Below are 17245 nucleotides of genomic sequence, written 5' to 3' on the forward strand. Positions count from 1 at the left end.
CTGGTGCGCCTTGTGCTTCGAGCTGCTAAACCCGGCTGCGGATTTGCCGCAGCGGGTTGATGGTGCTGCCCTACATCGCAAGTTGTCAATCAGATTTATCCACCATCCAATTAACAGAGGCGCGCTCGTATGAAGTTGGGCCGCGTCGAATCTAAGACCCGGAAGCCCCAGCACGATCTCACTCTCGCCTAACTGATCTCGGCATGTGGAGATGATCTGCGGCACCCAGTACCCGGATCAACATGATTGCCGCTACAGTCTCCTATCGTGAGATCCGTCCATGGCAAACATGGATGAAACGGCACAGGGGATCGACATGGAACAGTTGCAGTCTTCGGACCTGAAGACAATTCTGCATTCAAAGCGGGCCAATATTTACTACCTCCAACACTGCCGGGTATTGGTCAATGGCGGCCGCGTCGAGTATGTCACCGACGCCGGGAAGCAATCCCTTTACTGGAACATCCCGATCGCCAATACCACCACTGTACTTATGGGTACCGGCACCTCCGTCACCCAGGCAGCGATGCGTGAGTTGGCCAAGGCGGGCGTGCTGGTGGGTTTCTGTGGCGGGGGCGGAACACCCCTCTTCAGCGCCAACGAGATCGACGTAGACGTGGCCTGGTTCTCGCCGCAGAGCGAGTACCGTCCTACGGAGTATCTGCAGGCGTGGGTGAAGTTCTGGTTCGACGGCGACCTCCGTCTTCTGGCCGCCAAGCAACTCCAGCAGCAGCGGCTACAGCGGCTATCCGGGCAATGGCAGCAACGTGCGTTGCATGAGGCTGGCTTCAAGATCGATGCCGGTCGGCTCGAAAGCCTGCTGCAACCCTCAAGCCGCAACATCGAACTGGCGCAGGACACAACGGCGCTACTCACCGAGGAAGCTCGCCTGAGCAAAGCCCTGTTCAAGCTTGCAGTGGATACCGTCGGCTATGGCGAATTCAGCCGCGCCAAACGAGGTACCGGCACAGATCCGGCGAATCGTTTCCTGGATCATGGCAATTACCTCGCCTATGGATTGGGCGCCACGGCCTGCTGGGTACTGGGCCTGCCGCATGGCCTGGCCGTACTGCACGGAAAGACCCGGCGCGGCGGGCTGGTATTCGATGCCGCCGACCTTATCAAGGATGCCAGCATCCTCCCCCACGCATTCCTCTCGGCGATGCGCGGCGACGACGAACAGAGCTTCCGCCGCCATTGCATCGAATCACTCACACGCAGCGAGTCGTTGGATTTCGTCATCGACAGCCTCAAGGCCATCGCGCTCTCGACGGCTGCACAGGTGAAGGCTTGAACATCCTGCTGATCTCGCAGTGCGAGAAGAGGGCATTGTCCGAAACACGGCGCATCCTGGACCAGTTCGCCGAACGCCGTGGCGACCGCGCCTGGCAGACCGCCATCACCCAGGAGGGACTGGATACCCTGAGGCGATTGCTGCGCGAGACCGCGCGGAAGAATACCGCCGTTGCCTGCCACTGGATCCGCGGACGCGACCACAGCGAGCTGCTGTGGGTGGTCGGCGATGCCCGGCGTTTCAACGCCGAAGGCGCCGTACCGACCAACACCACCCAGCGCAACATCCTGCGCACCCAGGATGAGAACGATTGGCACACCGCTCAGCCAATCCGGCTCCTGGCCCAGTTGGCCGCTCTCCTGCACGACCTGGGCAAAGCCAGCATCGCTTTCCAGGAGCGCCTGCGCGGCATCCGTACCGAACGCAACCTGTATCGCCACGAGTGGGTATCGCTGCGTCTGTTCCAGGCCTTCGTGGGAACCGACGACGATGCGGGATGGCTGCAACGATTGAGCGATAGTGAGAACGCCAGCGAACTGGACTGGCTGGCCGAGGACCGCTATCAGCGCGATGGCATGGATGCCGCACACGCCTTCCCGTTCCAACGGCTGCCTCCCCTCGCTGCCGCCGTAGCGTGGCTGGTGGTCAGCCACCATCGTCTTCCCGTTGTTCCGGCGCTTGACAGCGATGGCGCCCAGCAGCCGCTCGGGCGCCGTACCGCGCACTGGAATGAGCTCTGGCTGAAGGAACCGCTCGCACTGGTCGCACATGGATGGAATGAAAAACCTCAATCACCTTCATACCAGGAAGCCCGCCCGTATTGGGAACCCGCCGCAGCCCTGCCAGTGATGGAAAGGGACTGGCTGCATCAGGCTGCGCGCGTTGCCAGAAGCTTGTTTCAACTACAGCAACGCGACGACAGCCGGTGGATCGACAATCCCTACGTCATGCATCTCGCGCGCCTGTGCCTGATGTTGGCTGACCACCACTACTCCAGCCTGCCCCCAGATGCTCCTGATCGGCTGAAGGTCAAGACAGACAGCACGCTGTATGCCAACACCCACAAGGACGGGAATCTCAAACAAACATTGCTTGAGCACCTGCTCGGCGTGACTCGCGATGCAGGCATGGTCGCGCATGCACTCCCTGGCTTCGAGCGCCATCTGCCGCGGCTGGCCAATCACCGGGGGCTGCGCAAACGCAGCAGCAACCCGAAGTTCGCATGGCAGGATAAGGCCGCCGATGCTGCGACGAGCCTGCGCGAGGACTGCCAGAAGCTCGGCGGCTTCATCGTCAACATGGCATCCACGGGCTGCGGCAAGACGCTGGCCAATGCACGTATCCTGCATGCGCTCGGCGATCCGCAACTCGGCATGCGCGTGACGTATGCGCTCGGCCTGCGCACGCTCACGCTGCAGACCGGCCGCAGCTACCGCAACGACCTCCATCTCGGGGAGGACGAACTGGCCATACGTGTTGGCGGGTCGGCAAGCCGGGCATTGTTCGAGTACTACGAACAGCAGGCAGAGTCTTCCGGATCGGCATCCATCCAGGATCTTATCGAGGAGGACAGCCACGTCCTTTACGAGGGCAACAGCAGCCAGCATCCGTTGGTGTCGCGCGCACTGCACGATCCGGACATCCGCAACCTGCTGTCGGCGCCCGTGCTGGTCTGCACGGTGGACCACATGGTGCCTGCCACGGAGTCCCTGCGTGCCGGCCGCCAGATCGCCCCGATGCTGCGCCTGATGAGTGCCGACCTGGTGCTCGATGAGCTTGACGATTACGACCTGGACGACATGCCGGCACTCACCCGGCTGGTGCACTGGGCCGGCATGCTGGGCAGCCGGGTGGTGTTGTCCTCGGCCACGCTTCCACCGGCCTTGGTCACTGGCATGTATCTTGCCTACCGTGCCGGGCGGCGGCTGTACCGCCAGAACCGGGGCGAACCAGGTGCCGCGAATGTTGGAGCTGAGATTCCTTGCCTATGGGCAGACGAGTTCGGCGTGCAGGTGGCGGGCGTGAGTGGCCAGAACTTCGAGCAGCAGCACCTGCGATTCGTCAACAAACGTACCACCCGACTGAGGAACGTCGCGCCGTTGCGTCGCGCACGATTGCTGCCACTGTCGCTGGGAAACAGGAAACCCGAGCAACAGCGCGCCGAGTTCGCTCCGCACGTCCGCGACGCCTGCCTGAAACTCCACCAGGCGCACTTCCAGACAGATCCTGCCAGCGGAAAGCGGGTCAGCTTCGGGCTGGTGCGCATGGCAAACATAGGTCCACTGTTCGACGTTGCGCAGACCCTGTTCGCGCAGGATGCACCAGAAGGTGTCCGCATCCACCTCTGTGTCTATCACGCGCGTTTTCCCCTTCTGCAACGCTCCGCCATAGAGGCAATGCTGGATGGCGTCTTCAATCGTCGCGGCGACACCAACGCCGTCTTCCAGCATCCCACAATCCGCAGCGCGCTGGATGCACATCCCGAAGCGCAGCACTTGTTCGTGGCGCTGGCTTCACCCGTCTGCGAGGTTGGCCGGGACTGGGATGCGGACTGGGCAGTAGCCGAACCTTCGTCCATGCGCTCATTGATCCAGTTGGCTGGACGCGTGCAGCGGCATCGGGGGCACGCGCCATCGGAGCCGAACGTGCTGGTGTTCGATACCAACCTTCGCTACTTTGCAGGTGCTCATTCCGGCCGACCCGCATTCCAGCGGCCCGGTTACGAGAAGTCCGGCTCCAGCCCCGCGCAGAAACGCCTGCAGTTGTCCACGCATCGCCTTGCCGAGTTGTTGCAGCCTGCCGAGTTCGAGGTACTCGACGCCTTGCCGCGTATCCAGCCGCGGCCGTCGAAGGTCTGGCGGACGCGCCACAGCCTCGTGGACCTGGAGCAGGCACGTACCGCCCTCAGCATGCTGCCTGTACCTGCCACCGCGGAGAACCAAATTCCTCCTGTCGAGCAGGATCAGGCATATATCGCCTGGAAGTATCCACAGGCCGCATTGACCGGCGTTCTCCCCCAGCAGCAGCGGTTCCGACGGCAGGCCATGCAAGCCACCACGCTGGCTTTCCTGCCCGACGACGAGGGCGAGCGGTTGCTGTTGCATCGGGTCGAGGAAGCCGCCGACCGGCGTGCCGCTCCCCTGTACATCCTGGTCGACCAGAGCCAACGCAGGGATGTCTAGCTGACCTTCGGCAACGGAATCAGCCCCTGGGGGCAGTTCGAGCTGATGTCCCTGCTGGAAGATCAGGCCGCACACTCGGGAGACTCGCTGGACTACTGCGCCCGGCGCTTCACCACGGTAGAGGTGCATTCCAGTCCAAACGGCTGGAGATGGCATCCGTTGCTGGGATTCGATCCATGATGATCGCACTAGGATCGTCTCAACAGCTGATACAGATATGTTCTAAAGAGTCACACACGATCATCAACCAAGGAGACGGGTGGTGCAGGAATTGACTGATAGAGGGAAGGCCTTTCGTGTAGCCATCGCCGGCTTCATCGAAGCCCGGCGCGAGGCCAAGCTGAAAGGCAAGGAGGAAGAAGGCGATATCTCGGCCAAATACGACTACAACGCCTGGTTGGCCGATGCCGCCCGCCGGGTGGGCCAGATCCAGGCGGTCACCCACGTACTCAAGGCGACCCATCCGGACGCGCGGGGCAGCAGTCTGCACGTGCGGCCAGACGCCCTGCCCCGCCGCGCCGAGATCGGAACCCATGTGCTGGGCGACGACTTCGCAGAGGATGTCGTGGGCAATGCCGCAGCACTGGATGTATTCAAGTTCCTCAAGATCGAAGTTGAGGGACGCCGGCTGCTGGACTATATGCAAGCCGGCGATGCAGACCTTCGGTCGGCCCTGCACCCGGATGCCGGGACCGCGACCGCCTGGATGAAGGCCTTCAGCGGTCTGGTCCGTGGCGACACCCACCCTGCATCACACGAAGCCGCCAAACAGCTGTACTGGCTGGTCGACGGCCCACCCACCGAAGACGAGGCCTATCACCTGCTGCAACCTCTGTTTTCCAGCAGCCTGGCCCATGCCGTGCATGCCGAGATCCAGGGCGCACGTTTCGGTGAAGACAACAAGGCCGCACGGCAGGCGTTCCGCGCCAAGGAGGCGCACGAAACGTCTTATCGCGACTACCACAACCTGGTCGTCCGCAAGCTGGGGGGCACAAAACCCCAGAACGTGTCGCAGCTCAACAGCGAGCGCGGCGGCATCAACTACCTGCTGGCCTCCCTGCCGCCGAGCTGGGACATCGAACAACCGCGGAAGCTGCTGAATCTCGAATCGGCAATGGATCGCCTGGGCTGGTTCCCTGACGTTCGCGACACCGTCGACCAGCTGGCCAGCTTTCTACTGTCCAATCCGCCCCCTACCGAGGCAACGCGACGGAAACGCACAGAACTGGCGCAGGAGCTGGGAGCTCAGTTGGCCATCTTCGCGGTGGAAACGCAGGTTCGTTTCGAACCGGGATGGACGAGGAACGAAAGCTGCACCCTGCCCCTGCACCAACAGGTCTGGCTGGATCCCGAACGCGTAGAGCTGGATCAGCGCCCGCAACCAGAGCTTGCCGCCGAGGACGAAGCATTCGTCGCCGTCTGGGAGTTCGGTGATTGGCCTGACCAGGTGGCTGGCGATTTCGCCAACTGGTTGAATGACCGGCTGCGCTCTGCCGGACTGGTCGCCGTCGGGGACGCGGAGTACCGCCACTGGGCGCGCCATGCGGTCACCGATGCGGCCTGGTCGGCACCCGAGCAGCGGCGCAAGCCGAAAGGAGGCATTGCATGAGCACTTGCCCGGATTTCGACCACCTGCTTGTCTTCCCCCATCTGCAGGTGCAGAACGCCAACGCCATTTCCAGCCCGCTGACACATGGCTTCCCGTCAATGACGGCGTTCTTGGGGCTGATGTGGGCCTTGCAGCGCAAGGCGCAAGCGGCGGGACTAGATGTCCGGTTCCATGCAGTGGGAGTGGTTTGCCACCAGCATCGCGAACTGGTCACCGAAGGCGGCTTCGTCAACAGCTTCCACCTGACCCGCAACCCGGTGAACAAGGACGGCGGCAGCTCAGCGATCGTCGAGGAAGGTCGCATCCATCTGGGCCTGAGCCTGCTGCTGGCCGCCACGAGCCTTCGCTGGCAGAAGCAGCAAGAAACGCGTGAAGGCGATCTGCAGGCACTGGCCGGGCTGCTGGCCGGCATGCGTATCGCGGGTGGCAGCCTGATACCACCGTCCCATCCCTGGCGTCGACGCTACCAGCCCTGGGCGCTGGAGCTGACAGGCACCGCAGCTGATCGCCAGGCACTGTTCGCCAAGGCACGCATGCGCCTGCTGCCTGGCTTCGCGCTTGTGAGCCGTGACGACCTACTGGCCGAGCGCCTGCAGCGACAGGAGCAATCTGGCGAGGCGCCAGACCCATTGGATGCCTGGCTGTCATTGGCCCGCATCAATTGGCGCTGGCAGACCGACCACGATACCGGCAAGGGCAGCTGGACCAACGACCGAACTGGCAATGGCTGGGTGGTTCCCATCCCAGTGGGTTACGGCGCGCTGGGCGAACTGCACGCTGCCGGCAGCGTGGCCAACGCCCGCGATGCCGGAACGCCGTTCCGCTTCGTCGAAAGCCTGTACTCGGTGGGCCAATGGATCAGCCCACACCGCCTGCATGTGCCTGAAAGCCTGCTCTGGTATGCCGACACGCAGCCCGAGCTCGGCCTGTACCGTTGTCGCAACAACCATGCGCAACCTCTACACGAGGGTGAGCTGGATACGCCGTTTGAATTCGACACCACCACCTACTGACCCGGCAGAAAAGGAATCCCATCATGTCCAAGGAACTCAAGACCGCATCCGTCCTGGCCTTCGAACGCAAGCTGGACCCGTCCGATGCCCTGTTCACCAGTGGAAACTGGGCGGCACGCACCCAGGCGGCGGACTGGAAACCGGTAGGCCTGCGCGAAAAATCCGTGCGCGGCACCATCTCCAACCGCCTGAAAACCAGCGGCCAGGACCCGGCCAAGCTGGACGCCGCCATCCAGAACCCCAACCTGCAGACCGTCGACGTGGCAGCATTGCCGGCCGATGCCGACACGCTGAAGGTGCAGTTCACCCTGCGCGTGCTTGGTGGAACCGGCAGGCCCTCGGCCTGCAACGACGCCGCCTATCGCAGCAAGCTGCTGGAAACGGTGGACGGCTATGTACGCCAGCACGGCTTCGATGAGCTGGCCCGCCGCTATGCGGCCAATCTGGCAAACGGCCGCTTCCTGTGGCGCAACCGTATTGGCGCCGAGCAGGTCGAGGTGACGGTGTCCCATCTGCGCGACGGCAAGCCCGCCCAGCAGTGGACCTTCGATGCGCTTGCACATTCGCTGTACGATCTCATGGCGCCGGCTGGGGAAGGCGCCACCCTGGCCGAACTGGGCGAGCTGATCGCCGCTGGCCTGGCCGGTGACAGCCATGTACTGCTTCAGGTCACCGCTTTCGTCCGCATGGGCGCTGGCCAGGAGGTTTTCCCCTCCCAGGAACTCATCTTGGACAAGACCGCCGGCAAGAAGAGCAAGACCCTGTACCACGTCGACAAGGTGGCTGCCATCCACTCCCAGAAGATTGGCAATGCGCTGCGCACGGTGGACACCTGGTATCCGGAGGCGGCCAGCAACGGCCCCATCGCGGTAGAGCCTTACGGCTCGGTGACTACGCAGGGCAAGGCCTATCGCCAGCCCAAGGAAAAACAGGATTTCTACAACCTGCTCGATGCCTGGGTGCTGAAGGACAAGGCGCCTCTGGTGGAGCAGCAGCACTTCGTCATCGCCACCCTGGTTAGGGGCGGCGTGTTCGGCGAAGCAGGCTGAACACCATGACCAGCCACCATGTCGACATCCAGGTGGTCCCCGACCCGGAGACCACCGCCCCGCAACTACTTGGCGTGCTCTACGACCGCCTGCACTTGGCGCTGGTCCAGCAGCGTATCGAGGACATCGGTGTGAGCTTCCCGGGCTACAGCACTACGCCTCGCACCTTGGGCACCGTGCTGCGGCTGCATGGCAGCGAGGTCACCCTGCGTCGCTTCCTGCAGGAAGATTGGCTCAAGGGTCTGCGCGACCACGTACGCCTTACCGGAATCAACCCGGTTCCGGAAAGGGCGCCGCAGCGCACCGTGTACCGCCGGCAGTTCAAGACCAACGCCGGACGCCTGCGCCGCCGTCGCATGCTGCGCAAAGGGGAGACCGAACAGCAAGCGCAACAAGCCATCCCCCAGAGCGTTGAGCGCCGCCCTAATCTGCCCTACCTGCACCTGCGCAGCCGCAGCACAGGGCAGCCCTTCTGCCTGTTCGTCGCCCTGGGTCCGTTGGCGAACACCCCCACACCGGGAACGTTCAACAGCCACGGATTGAGCAGCACCAGCACCATCCCGTGGTTCTGACCCTATTTCCAGTGAGTCAGTAGCGCTCTTTTAAAATCAGTGACTTGCGGATGCCCCCAGAAATTTGGGGGCATTCCTCTATTCAGGGATTTCCTTAGCATTACCAATGACTTGACGTGAAATTCCTCTAGTTCCCTGCCGCATAGGCAGCTCAGAAAGCCCGCCCGCAGGGGGTGAGGTGATGGCCCGAGTTCCCTGCCGCATAGGCAGCTCAGAAAACAGGCCCTCCTCGGGTCCTGATTCCGCCCTTGTTCCCTGCCGCATAGGCAGCTCAGAAATCGTCAAGCCATGAATCAAACTCGCGCTTGATGTTCCCTGCCGCATAGGCAGCTCAGAAATCTGGCTTCCTGCAAAAACAACCTTGTCGAACGTTCCCTGCCGCATAGGCAGCTCAGAAAATCGGATGCAGCACCTTCACCGCTGCGTCGCTGTTCCCTGCCGCATAGGCAGCTCAGAAATTAATCCAATCGTTTTCCAGTGGATCGCGCAAGTTCCCTGCCGCATAGGCAGCTCAGAAATGCAGGACGGAAAGCCCGTGGTCGAGCACTACGTTCCCTGCCGCATAGGCAGCTCAGAAAAAGTCGAGGAATTGTTGGATGGCGCCGGTTATGTTCCCTGCCGCATAGGCAGCTCAGAAAACCGCCTCGAAGTCGCGTTTGGTGAGACTTCTTGTTCCCTGCCGCATGGGCAGCTCAGAAATGTGGTGACTACCATTTGCCCGCCGGGCACTGGTTCCCTGCCGCATAGGCAGCTGAGAAAGCGCTCAGGTCGTACTGCAGGGCCAGCTTGCCGTTCCCTGCCGCATAGGCAGCTCAGAAAGATCCGCAGCAGATGGGCAACGCGCTGAACTAGTTCCCTGCCGCATAGACAGCTCAGAAATTCACGGTGAACTCGGCGAACTCGCCATCGAAGTTCCCTGCCGCATAGGCAGCTCAGAAATCCACGCGCTGCTTGTGCCTGACTTCGGCCACGTTCCCTGCCGCATAGGCAGCTCAGAAAATCAAGTCGGCGCCCGGCACCCCGGTCACCTCGTTCCCTGCCGCATAGGCAGCTCAGAAATGTGGCGGTCCGGTGCACAGCTGATCGGCGCTGTTCCCTGCCGCATAGGCAGCTCAGAAAATCCGCGAGGTATGGAGTCCCGACAACTGCCCGTTCCCTGCCGCATAGGCAGCTCAGAAAATTCGACATCGCCGTCGATGTTCGTCCGCTTCGTTCCCTGCCGCATAGGCAGCTCAGAAAACCAAGCGACAAGAAGCGCTAGGACAGCTAGCGTTCCCTGCCGCATAGGCAGCTCAGAAAATCAGGACGAGATCGCCGTCCTGTGGCGTGTCGTTCCCTGCCGCATAGGCAGCTCAGAAATGCCGCGCCCCGGAGCCGGTCGCCTGCTGCGCGTTCCCTGCCGCATAGGCAGCTCAGAAAACTTGAAACCTATGCGTATCAACAGTTTCAGTGTTCCCTGCCGCATAGGCAGCTCAGAAAGTTGTGATCCGGTCATCAATCGGTGTGGGTGAGTTCCCTGCCGCATAGGCAGCTCAGAAAAGTTCGGGATTGTCGAATTCGCCGTTGATCCTGTTCCCTGCCGCATAGGCAGCTCAGAAATGTGGTGACTACCATTTGCCCGCCGGGCACTGGTTCCCTGCCGCATAGGCAGCTGAGAAAGCGCTCAGGTCGTACTGCAGGGCCAGCTTGCCGTTCCCTGCCGCATAGGCAGCTCAGAAAGATCCGCAGCAGATGGGCAACGCGCTGAACTAGTTCCCTGCCGCATAGACAGCTCAGAAATTCACGGTGAACTCGGCGAACTCGCCATCGAAGTTCCCTGCCGCATAGGCAGCTCAGAAAACCAAGCGACAAGAAGCGCTAGGACAGCTAGCGTTCCCTGCCGCATAGGCAGCTCAGAAATGATCGACCAGGGAGCCTCTGTCGCTGGCGCAGTTCCCTGCCGCATAGGCAGCTCAGAAATATGGTCGGTGCCAGCGGCAAAGCCACGTCACGTTCCCTGCCGCATAGGCAGCTCAGAAAAAGTCGAAAGAGGCTGCAAACTTTCCGCTTTTTGTTCCCTGGCGCATAGGCAGCTCAGAAAGACGTGATCGGGCGCGATGCTGCGCTGCTGTTGTTCGCTGCCGCGTAGGCAGCTCAGGAATGAATTTTATATCTTGGATTCTTTTTGACTTCGCTGGCGAGCAACCACCCCAGGAACCTGCGACGGCATCAAGCTAGGCTGCAAGGCTTTATCTTTCATTACGTTTGGCAGCCGCTGCACTTACGCTACTCCATCTGATGTAGGAGAACGCAAGGCATACACCTATCATCCAAATCCGGACGACTACCCTTGGACTCTTTCAGTGAACTCCCTCCGCCCCTTCCTTGACAAAACCCCCACCCTCGGCCAGCGCGTCTACGTCGACCCCGCCTGCACCATCATCGGCGACGTGGTGCTGGGCGATGACGTGTCGGTGTGGCCGGGCACGGTGATCCGGGGCGATGTGAACCATGTGCGCATCGGCGCGCGCACCAACGTGCAGGACGGCACCATCATCCATGTCAGCCACGAGAGCCCGTACAACAAGGGCGGCTACCCCACGCTGATCGGCGAGGGCGTGACCGTGGGGCATGGCTGCATCATCCATGCGTGCAGCATTGGCGATTACTGCCTGATCGGCATGGGCGCATGCGTGCTGGATGGCGCGGTGATCGAGGACGAGGCGTTCATCGGCGCCGGGGCGGTGGTGGGGCCGGGCAAGCGGGTAGCGCGTGGCGAGTTGTGGGTGGGCAACCCGGCGCGGCCGGTGCGCACCTTGAGCGCGAAGGACATCGAAGGGCTGCGCTATTCGGCGGACCATTACGTGCGGTTGAAGGACCAGTACCTGGGCATGGCCGGCTGACGGAGCCTGCGCGGCAGGCCCCGCAGCTACAGGGCATCGCCGGCGCTGGCCGTTGCCCGCGGGCCGGGCTTGGCCCACACTGCCGGCCTCGGGCGTGGGGACGCCCTTTTTCCAGGGAAAGGAATATTTCATGTCGATCAGAACCATGGCGCTGGCCCTGCTGGCCGGTGCAACGCTGCTCTGCGCCGCTGCGCCGGCCGCATACGCACAGGACGAGCAGGACGCCGCGGCGTTCGTGCAGTCGCTGCATTTCCGCTCCGGCACCATCGAAGTGCCCGCGGCCAAGGCGCGCTTCAACCTGGGCCCGGATTTCCAGTACCTGGACCAGGCCGATGCGCGGCGCGTGCTGGAAGACCTGTGGGGCAACCCGCCCGACGCCGACGTGCTGGGGCTGGTGGTGCCGCGTTCGCCGGGGCTGGCGGATGACGACAGCTGGGCGGTGGTGGTGACCTACTCGGACGACGGCTACGTGTCCGACGAGGACGCGTCGAAGATGAATTACACCAAGCTGCTGCGCGAGATGCAGGAGCAGACCGAAGCGGCCAACCCCGAGCGCGAGAAGGCCGGCTACGGCACGCTGCAGCTGGTAGGCTGGGCGGTGCCGCCGCGCTACGACGCCGGCAACAACAAGCTGTACTGGGCCAAGGAGCTGGCGTTCAACGGCCAGCCCAACCACGTGCTCAATTACGACATCCGCGTGCTCGGCCGCCACGGCTACCTGAGCCTCAATGCGGTGTCGGGCATGGGCGAGCTGGGGCTGGTGCGCACCGGCATGGAGAAACTGCTGCCGATGGCCGAGTTCGAGCCGGGCGCGCGCTATGCCGACCACAACCCCAAGACCGACAAGATCGCCGCCTACGGCGTGGCCACGCTGATCGGCGGCGGGCTGGCCGCCAAGGCCGGGCTGTTCGCCAAGCTGGGCCTGGTCTTGGCCAAGTTCTGGAAGCTGCTGCTGATCGGCGCCATCGCGCTGGGCGGGGTGGCACGCAAGTTCTTCGGCGAGCGCAACAAGGGCACGGTGCGCTGACCTGCGCGCGCCGCCACGGTGCCCGGCGCAGGCTGGGCATCGGCGGCGGCGGCGGGTAAAGTCAGCCGCTGACAGGACGCCACCGAGACACGCATGCCAGCGGCAGCCACCCGGTTTGGATACCGGGTTTGCGACAACCCACGACCCTGCGCGCGACCGGCGGCGCCCGGCCGTTGAGCGCAGCGCCGCCCATGCTTGATACCTACCGCGAGGTGATCACGCCCGAAGGCGTGCCGCTGCAGTTGCCGGCGGCCGGCCCGGTGCCGCGCGCGCTGGCGTGGCTGGTCGACCTGATGGTGCGGTTTGGCGTGCTGGGGCTGATGAGCCCGCTGCTGATGGCGCTGGGCGGGCTGGGCCAGGGCCTGTACCTGGGGCTGATGTTCCTGCTGTTCTGGGGCTACCCCATCGTGCTGGAAGTGTGGTTCGGGCAGACCCTGGGCAAGCGCGCGCTGGGCCTGCGGGTGGTAGCGCGCGACGGCGCGCCGCTGGGCTGGATGCCGGCGATCGTGCGCAACCTGCTGCGCACCGTGGACATGCTGCCGTTCGGCTACGCGCTGGGCCTGCTGGCCTGCCTGTGGGATCCGCACGGGCGGCGGCTGGGTGACCTGGTGGCCGGCAGCCTGGTGGTGCACGTGCCGGCGCCGGCACCGGTGCCACCGGCGCGCATCGACAGCGTGCTGGCGCCGCCGCTGCCGCTGCAGCCGGCCGAACAGCAGGCGGTGATCGCCTTTGCCGACCGCGCACCGGCACTGTCCGGCCCGCGCCAGAACGAGCTCGCCGACATCGCCAGCGGCCTGAGCGGGGCACGCGGGCAGACCGGCGTACTGCGCCTGTATGCGATGGCCAACTGGCTGCTGGGGCGGCGATGAGGCAGGAACAGTTCGTCACCCGCCACGAGCACGAATGGCGCCAGTTCGAGGACTGGCTGCAGCAGCGCGGCGGCAGTGCGCGCAAGGCGCGCAACACGCCGTCGCCGGACCTGCCCGGCGACGAGACCATTCCCGAACGCTACCGGCGCCTGTGCCAGCAGCTGGCGCTGGCGCGCCGCCGCGGCTACAGCCCGCAGTTGGTCGAGCGCCTGCAGCAGCTGATGCAGCGCGGCCACAACCTGCTGTACCGCGCGCCGCCGCCACGCTGGCAGCGCGCGCTGGAGTTCCTGTTCGCCGGGTTCCCGCAGCTGGTGCGCAGCCAGGCCGCGGCCATGTGGGTGGCGTGCGCGCTGTTCGTGCTGCCGCTGGTGGGCGTGTTCGTGCTGCTGCAGTACAAGCCCGAACTGGTGCACCTGCTGCTGGACCCGCAGCAGATCGCGCACATGGAGAAGTCGTACGACCCGTCCGCCGAGCACCTGGGCCGCACCCGCGACAGCGGCACCGACTGGGCGATGTTCGGCCACTACATCATGAACAACATCAGCATCGGCCTGCGCACCTTCGCCAGCGGGCTGCTGGCCGGCGTCGGCACGGTGCTGGTGCTGCTGTACAACGGGCTGACCATCGGCGCGGTGGCCGGCCACCTGCAGCACATGGGCTACGGCGACCCGTTCTGGCGTTTCGTCGCCGGGCATGCGCCGCTGGAACTGACCGCGATTGTCATTGCCGGTGGCGCCGGCCTGCAGCTGGGGCTGCGGCTGATCGCGCCGGGCCGCAAGCGGCGCATCGACGCGCTGGTGGAAGGCGGGGTGATCGGCGCGCGGCTGTGCCTGGGGGTGGCGTTCATGCTGCTGCTGGCGGCGTTCGTCGAGGCGTTCTGGTCGTCCATCGCCGCGGTGCCGGCATGGGGCAAGTTCACCGTGTCCGGCGTGCTGTGGGCGCTGGTGTTCGGCTGGCTGTGGCGCGGCGGCCACGGGGGCGGCGATGCGCATTGACCAGCTCGACGTGGTGCTGCGCGCCCGCTCGCAGTGGGAGGCGATGGAGCTGGGCACCGCGCTGGTGCGGCGCCACGCCGCGGCCATCTGGACGCCGTGGCTGCTGCTCACCGGCCCGGTGTTCGTGCTGCTCAACCTGGGCGGGTGGTGGCTGGATGCCTTCTGGCTGCCGGCACTGCTGATGTGGTGGCTGAAGCCGGTGTTCGAGCGCATCCCGCTGTACGTCATATCGCGCGGCGCGTTCGGCGCGGTGCCCGGTACCGCGCAGACCCTGCGCGCGCAGATGCATTGGGGTGTGCGCGCGCTGCCCGGTTACCTGCTGTGGCGCCGGCTGAGCCCGGCGCGTGCGCTGTTGATGCCGGTGGACCTGCTCGAAGGCGGCGACGCCGCGCAGCGGCGGCAACGGCGGCGCGTGCTGGGCGGCGCGGCCTATGGCCATGCCACGCTGCTGACGCTGGTGTGCTGGCATTTCGAAGTGATGCTGCAGGTGGCCGGCATCGCGCTGGTATTCATGTTCGTGCCGCTGGATTCCCTGCCCGAGTCGCTGCGCGTGGCGGTATCGCTGATCGGCAGCGACACCCCGGCGTGGGTGTGGCTGGGCTTCAATCTGCTGGCCTGGGCCGCGATGACGCTGATCGGCCCGTTCTACAGCGGCGCCGGCTTCGGCCTGTACCTCAACCGCCGTACCCAGCTGGAAGCCTGGGACGTGGAAATCGCCTTCCGCCGCCTGCGCGCACGGCTGGCACAGGCAGCGCCGCTGGTGCTGGTGCTGGTGATGGGGCTGGCCATGCTGCCGCTGGCGGCGCCGGTGCATGCCCAGGATGCCGCCACCGCGGCCCCGGCGGCACACGACAACCACAAGACGGGTGGGTCGCAGGCCACGGCCGCCGCCACGCCCGCGGATGTGTTTGGCGCTGCGCAGGTCGATACCGCCGGCTTCCGCCAGGCCGCCGCGCGCGCCTATGACGACCCGCAGCTGGGCGCCAGCCACACCGTCTGCCGCTGGGAGCGCCGCAATGCGGAAGCGGACAAGCCGCAGCCGCGGGAGTTTCCTGGCGGCCAGTTGTTCGGCGCGGTGGCCAAGCTGCTGGCCCTGCTCAGCGAAGCGGCCCTGTGGATCCTGGTCGGCGCGCTGCTGCTCGTGCTGGTGCTGACCGCGCGCTGGTGGCTGCCGTGGCTGCGGGGCAGCGGGCGCCGCCGCCGCCGCGAGGCCGAATCGGAGGTCACCGCGCACGCACTGCAGCTGCCCGACACCTTGCCGCCGGACATCCTCGCCAGCGCCCGCCGCCTGTGGCACGACGGCAAACCGCGGCACGCGCTGGCGCTGCTGTACCGCGCCAGCCTGGACGAACTGGCGCAGCGCGCCGACATCGTGTTGCCGCCGGGCAGCACCGAAGCGCAGTGCCTGCGCGCCGCACGACGCATGCCGCAGGAAGCGGACCGGCGCCTGTTCGCGCACATGGTGCGCACCTGGCAGTACGCCGCCTATGCCGGCCGGGTGCCGTCGGATGACGCGTTCCAGGCACTGCTCGACGCGCTGCACCAGCAGTACGGGTGGCCGGCATGAGCGCACGCGTGCGCAATGCGCTGATCGCTCTGGCGGTGCTGCTGCTGGCCGGACTGGCGGTGATGTGGTTCCTGCGCAGCCACCAGCGCGTATGCCAACCGTCCACGCTTCCGGCCTACGGCGAACCCACCTTCAACCCGCTGTTCGCGCTGCGCGAGGCCCTGCGCCGCGACGGCGTGGACGCCGAGACGCGGCGCACGCTGGACCTGGCGGGCATGCAGCTGCAGCCACGCGATACCGTGCTGCTGCTGGACGACCCGCGCCAGCTCACGCCCGCGCAGGTCGAGCAGCTGGTGGAGTGGGTGGAGTACGGCGGCCACCTGCTGCTGCGCATGCCCGCGGCCGACGAGGCGCTGGATGGCGAGCAGACGCTGTTCGGCCGTTTCGGCATCGCACCGGGCAAGGTAGCGCCGCGCTGCCAGCCCTGGCATGTGCCGGGGCAGGAGGAGCACCAGGAATTCTGTGCCGGCCCGCGCTTCACCCTGGGCGAGCACGCGCGCGTCGAACGGCGCTGGGGCGATGCCATCGACGCCACCCTCGCCTACGCGCGGCTGCGCTATGGCAGCGGCCGGGTGGATGTGCTGGCCGACATGGATTTCCTGCGCAACGGCCGCGATACGCAGGACACCGGCCTGCGCGGGCTGCCGCACCGCGACCTGGCACGGCTGGTGCTCGCACCCAACTACGGCAAGGGCCGCATGCACCTGGTCTACGCCGCCGAAGCGCCGTCCCTGTGGCGCATCGTGCTGCAACGCGGCTGGCCGATCTGGCTGCCGCTGCTGCTGGCGCTGCTGGCGTGGCTGTGGATGCGCTCCCAGCGCTTCGGCCCGCTGCAGCCGTCGCCGCGGCAGGAACGCCGCTCGCTGCTTGAACACGTGCGCGCCAGCGGCGAACACCTGCACCGCTACGGCAAGTCGCCGCTGCTGTACGACGCGGTGCGCCAGTCGTTCCTGGCGCGCCTGCGGCGGCGCGCGCCGCTGGCCGCCGCGCTTGCCGGCGATGCCCAGCTGCAGGCCATCGCCGACCACCTGCGCTGGCCCCTCGAACGGGTGCGGCTGGCACTGCAACTGCCCCCGTCACGCGACGACGCCGCGCTGCGCGAACGCATCGCCCTGCTCATCCAGATGAGAAACCAGCTATGACCGACCTGCCCGCTCCGCCCGCCCTGCCTGGCGATGTCCCCACC

13 protein-coding genes and 1 CRISPR repeat array are annotated in these 17245 nt (G+C 65.3%); all 13 genes read left to right on the plus strand.

Going from position 1 to position 17245, the window contains the following annotated elements:
• Positions 1-280: 280 nt before the first annotated feature.
• The 13 genes from cas1f to ABB33_RS13485 all read left to right on the plus strand — a co-directional run bounded on the left by cas1f (position 281) and on the right by ABB33_RS13485 (position 17201).
• A complete protein-coding gene (cas1f, locus tag ABB33_RS13430) occupies positions 281-1294 on the plus strand; it encodes a type I-F CRISPR-associated endonuclease Cas1f (protein ID WP_225546667.1) in 1014 nt (337 codons plus the stop codon).
• Positions 1291-4476 carry a type I-F CRISPR-associated helicase Cas3f gene (gene cas3f, locus ABB33_RS13435; RefSeq protein ID WP_225546666.1) on the plus strand — a complete coding sequence of 1062 codons (3186 nt, stop codon included), beginning with the start codon at positions 1291-1293 and terminating at the stop codon, positions 4474-4476. The genes cas1f and cas3f overlap by 4 nt, the downstream gene beginning before the upstream one ends.
• Positions 4477-4656, plus strand: a complete 180-nt coding sequence (locus tag ABB33_RS19240) for a hypothetical protein (RefSeq protein ID WP_338108059.1) — start codon at positions 4477-4479, stop codon at positions 4654-4656.
• 82 nt (positions 4657-4738) lie between these two features.
• On the plus strand, positions 4739-6085 hold the full coding sequence (gene csy1 / locus ABB33_RS13440; protein ID WP_056932447.1) for a type I-F CRISPR-associated protein Csy1: 1347 nt from the start codon (positions 4739-4741) through the stop codon (positions 6083-6085).
• Positions 6082-7098, plus strand: coding sequence for a type I-F CRISPR-associated protein Csy2 (gene csy2 / locus ABB33_RS13445; protein ID WP_056932437.1), 1017 nt, complete (start codon positions 6082-6084; stop codon positions 7096-7098). The genes csy1 and csy2 overlap by 4 nt, the downstream gene beginning before the upstream one ends.
• A 23-nt stretch (positions 7099-7121) precedes the next feature.
• Entirely contained in the window at positions 7122-8147 is a 1026-nt protein-coding gene (gene csy3 / locus ABB33_RS13450) for a type I-F CRISPR-associated protein Csy3 (protein ID WP_056932438.1), read from the plus strand.
• Between the two features lie 5 nt (positions 8148-8152).
• Positions 8153-8719, plus strand: coding sequence for a type I-F CRISPR-associated endoribonuclease Cas6/Csy4 (gene cas6f, locus ABB33_RS13455; RefSeq protein ID WP_056932439.1), 567 nt, complete (start codon positions 8153-8155; stop codon positions 8717-8719).
• A gap of 130 nt (positions 8720-8849) precedes the next feature.
• Positions 8850-10859: a CRISPR direct-repeat array (repeat unit 28 nt; unit sequence GTTCCCTGCCGCATAGGCAGCTCAGAAA).
• 202 nt (positions 10860-11061) lie between these two features.
• Entirely contained in the window at positions 11062-11601 is a 540-nt protein-coding gene (locus ABB33_RS13460) for a gamma carbonic anhydrase family protein (protein WP_056932440.1), read from the plus strand.
• A 130-nt stretch (positions 11602-11731) separates the two neighbouring features.
• Complete coding sequence (locus tag ABB33_RS13465; protein WP_056932441.1) at positions 11732-12628, plus strand: DUF2167 domain-containing protein; 897 nt, start codon at positions 11732-11734, stop codon at positions 12626-12628.
• Between the two features lie 191 nt (positions 12629-12819).
• Positions 12820-13497, plus strand: a complete 678-nt coding sequence (locus tag ABB33_RS13470; protein ID WP_056932442.1) for an RDD family protein — start codon at positions 12820-12822, stop codon at positions 13495-13497.
• Positions 13494-14492, plus strand: coding sequence for a stage II sporulation protein M (locus tag ABB33_RS13475; RefSeq protein ID WP_056932443.1), 999 nt, complete (start codon positions 13494-13496; stop codon positions 14490-14492). The genes ABB33_RS13470 and ABB33_RS13475 overlap by 4 nt, the downstream gene beginning before the upstream one ends.
• A complete protein-coding gene (locus tag ABB33_RS13480) occupies positions 14482-16059 on the plus strand; it encodes a DUF4129 domain-containing protein (protein ID WP_056932444.1) in 1578 nt (525 codons plus the stop codon). The genes ABB33_RS13475 and ABB33_RS13480 overlap by 11 nt, the downstream gene beginning before the upstream one ends.
• Positions 16056-17201, plus strand: a complete 1146-nt coding sequence (locus ABB33_RS13485; RefSeq protein WP_056932448.1) for a DUF4350 domain-containing protein — start codon at positions 16056-16058, stop codon at positions 17199-17201. Before ABB33_RS13480 ends, ABB33_RS13485 begins: the two co-directional genes overlap by 4 nt.
• The last annotated feature ends 44 nt before the right edge of the window (positions 17202-17245 follow it).

Origin of the sequence: Stenotrophomonas acidaminiphila (genome assembly GCF_001431595.1) — a bacterium.
GTDB lineage: Bacteria > Pseudomonadota > Gammaproteobacteria > Xanthomonadales > Xanthomonadaceae > Stenotrophomonas > Stenotrophomonas acidaminiphila.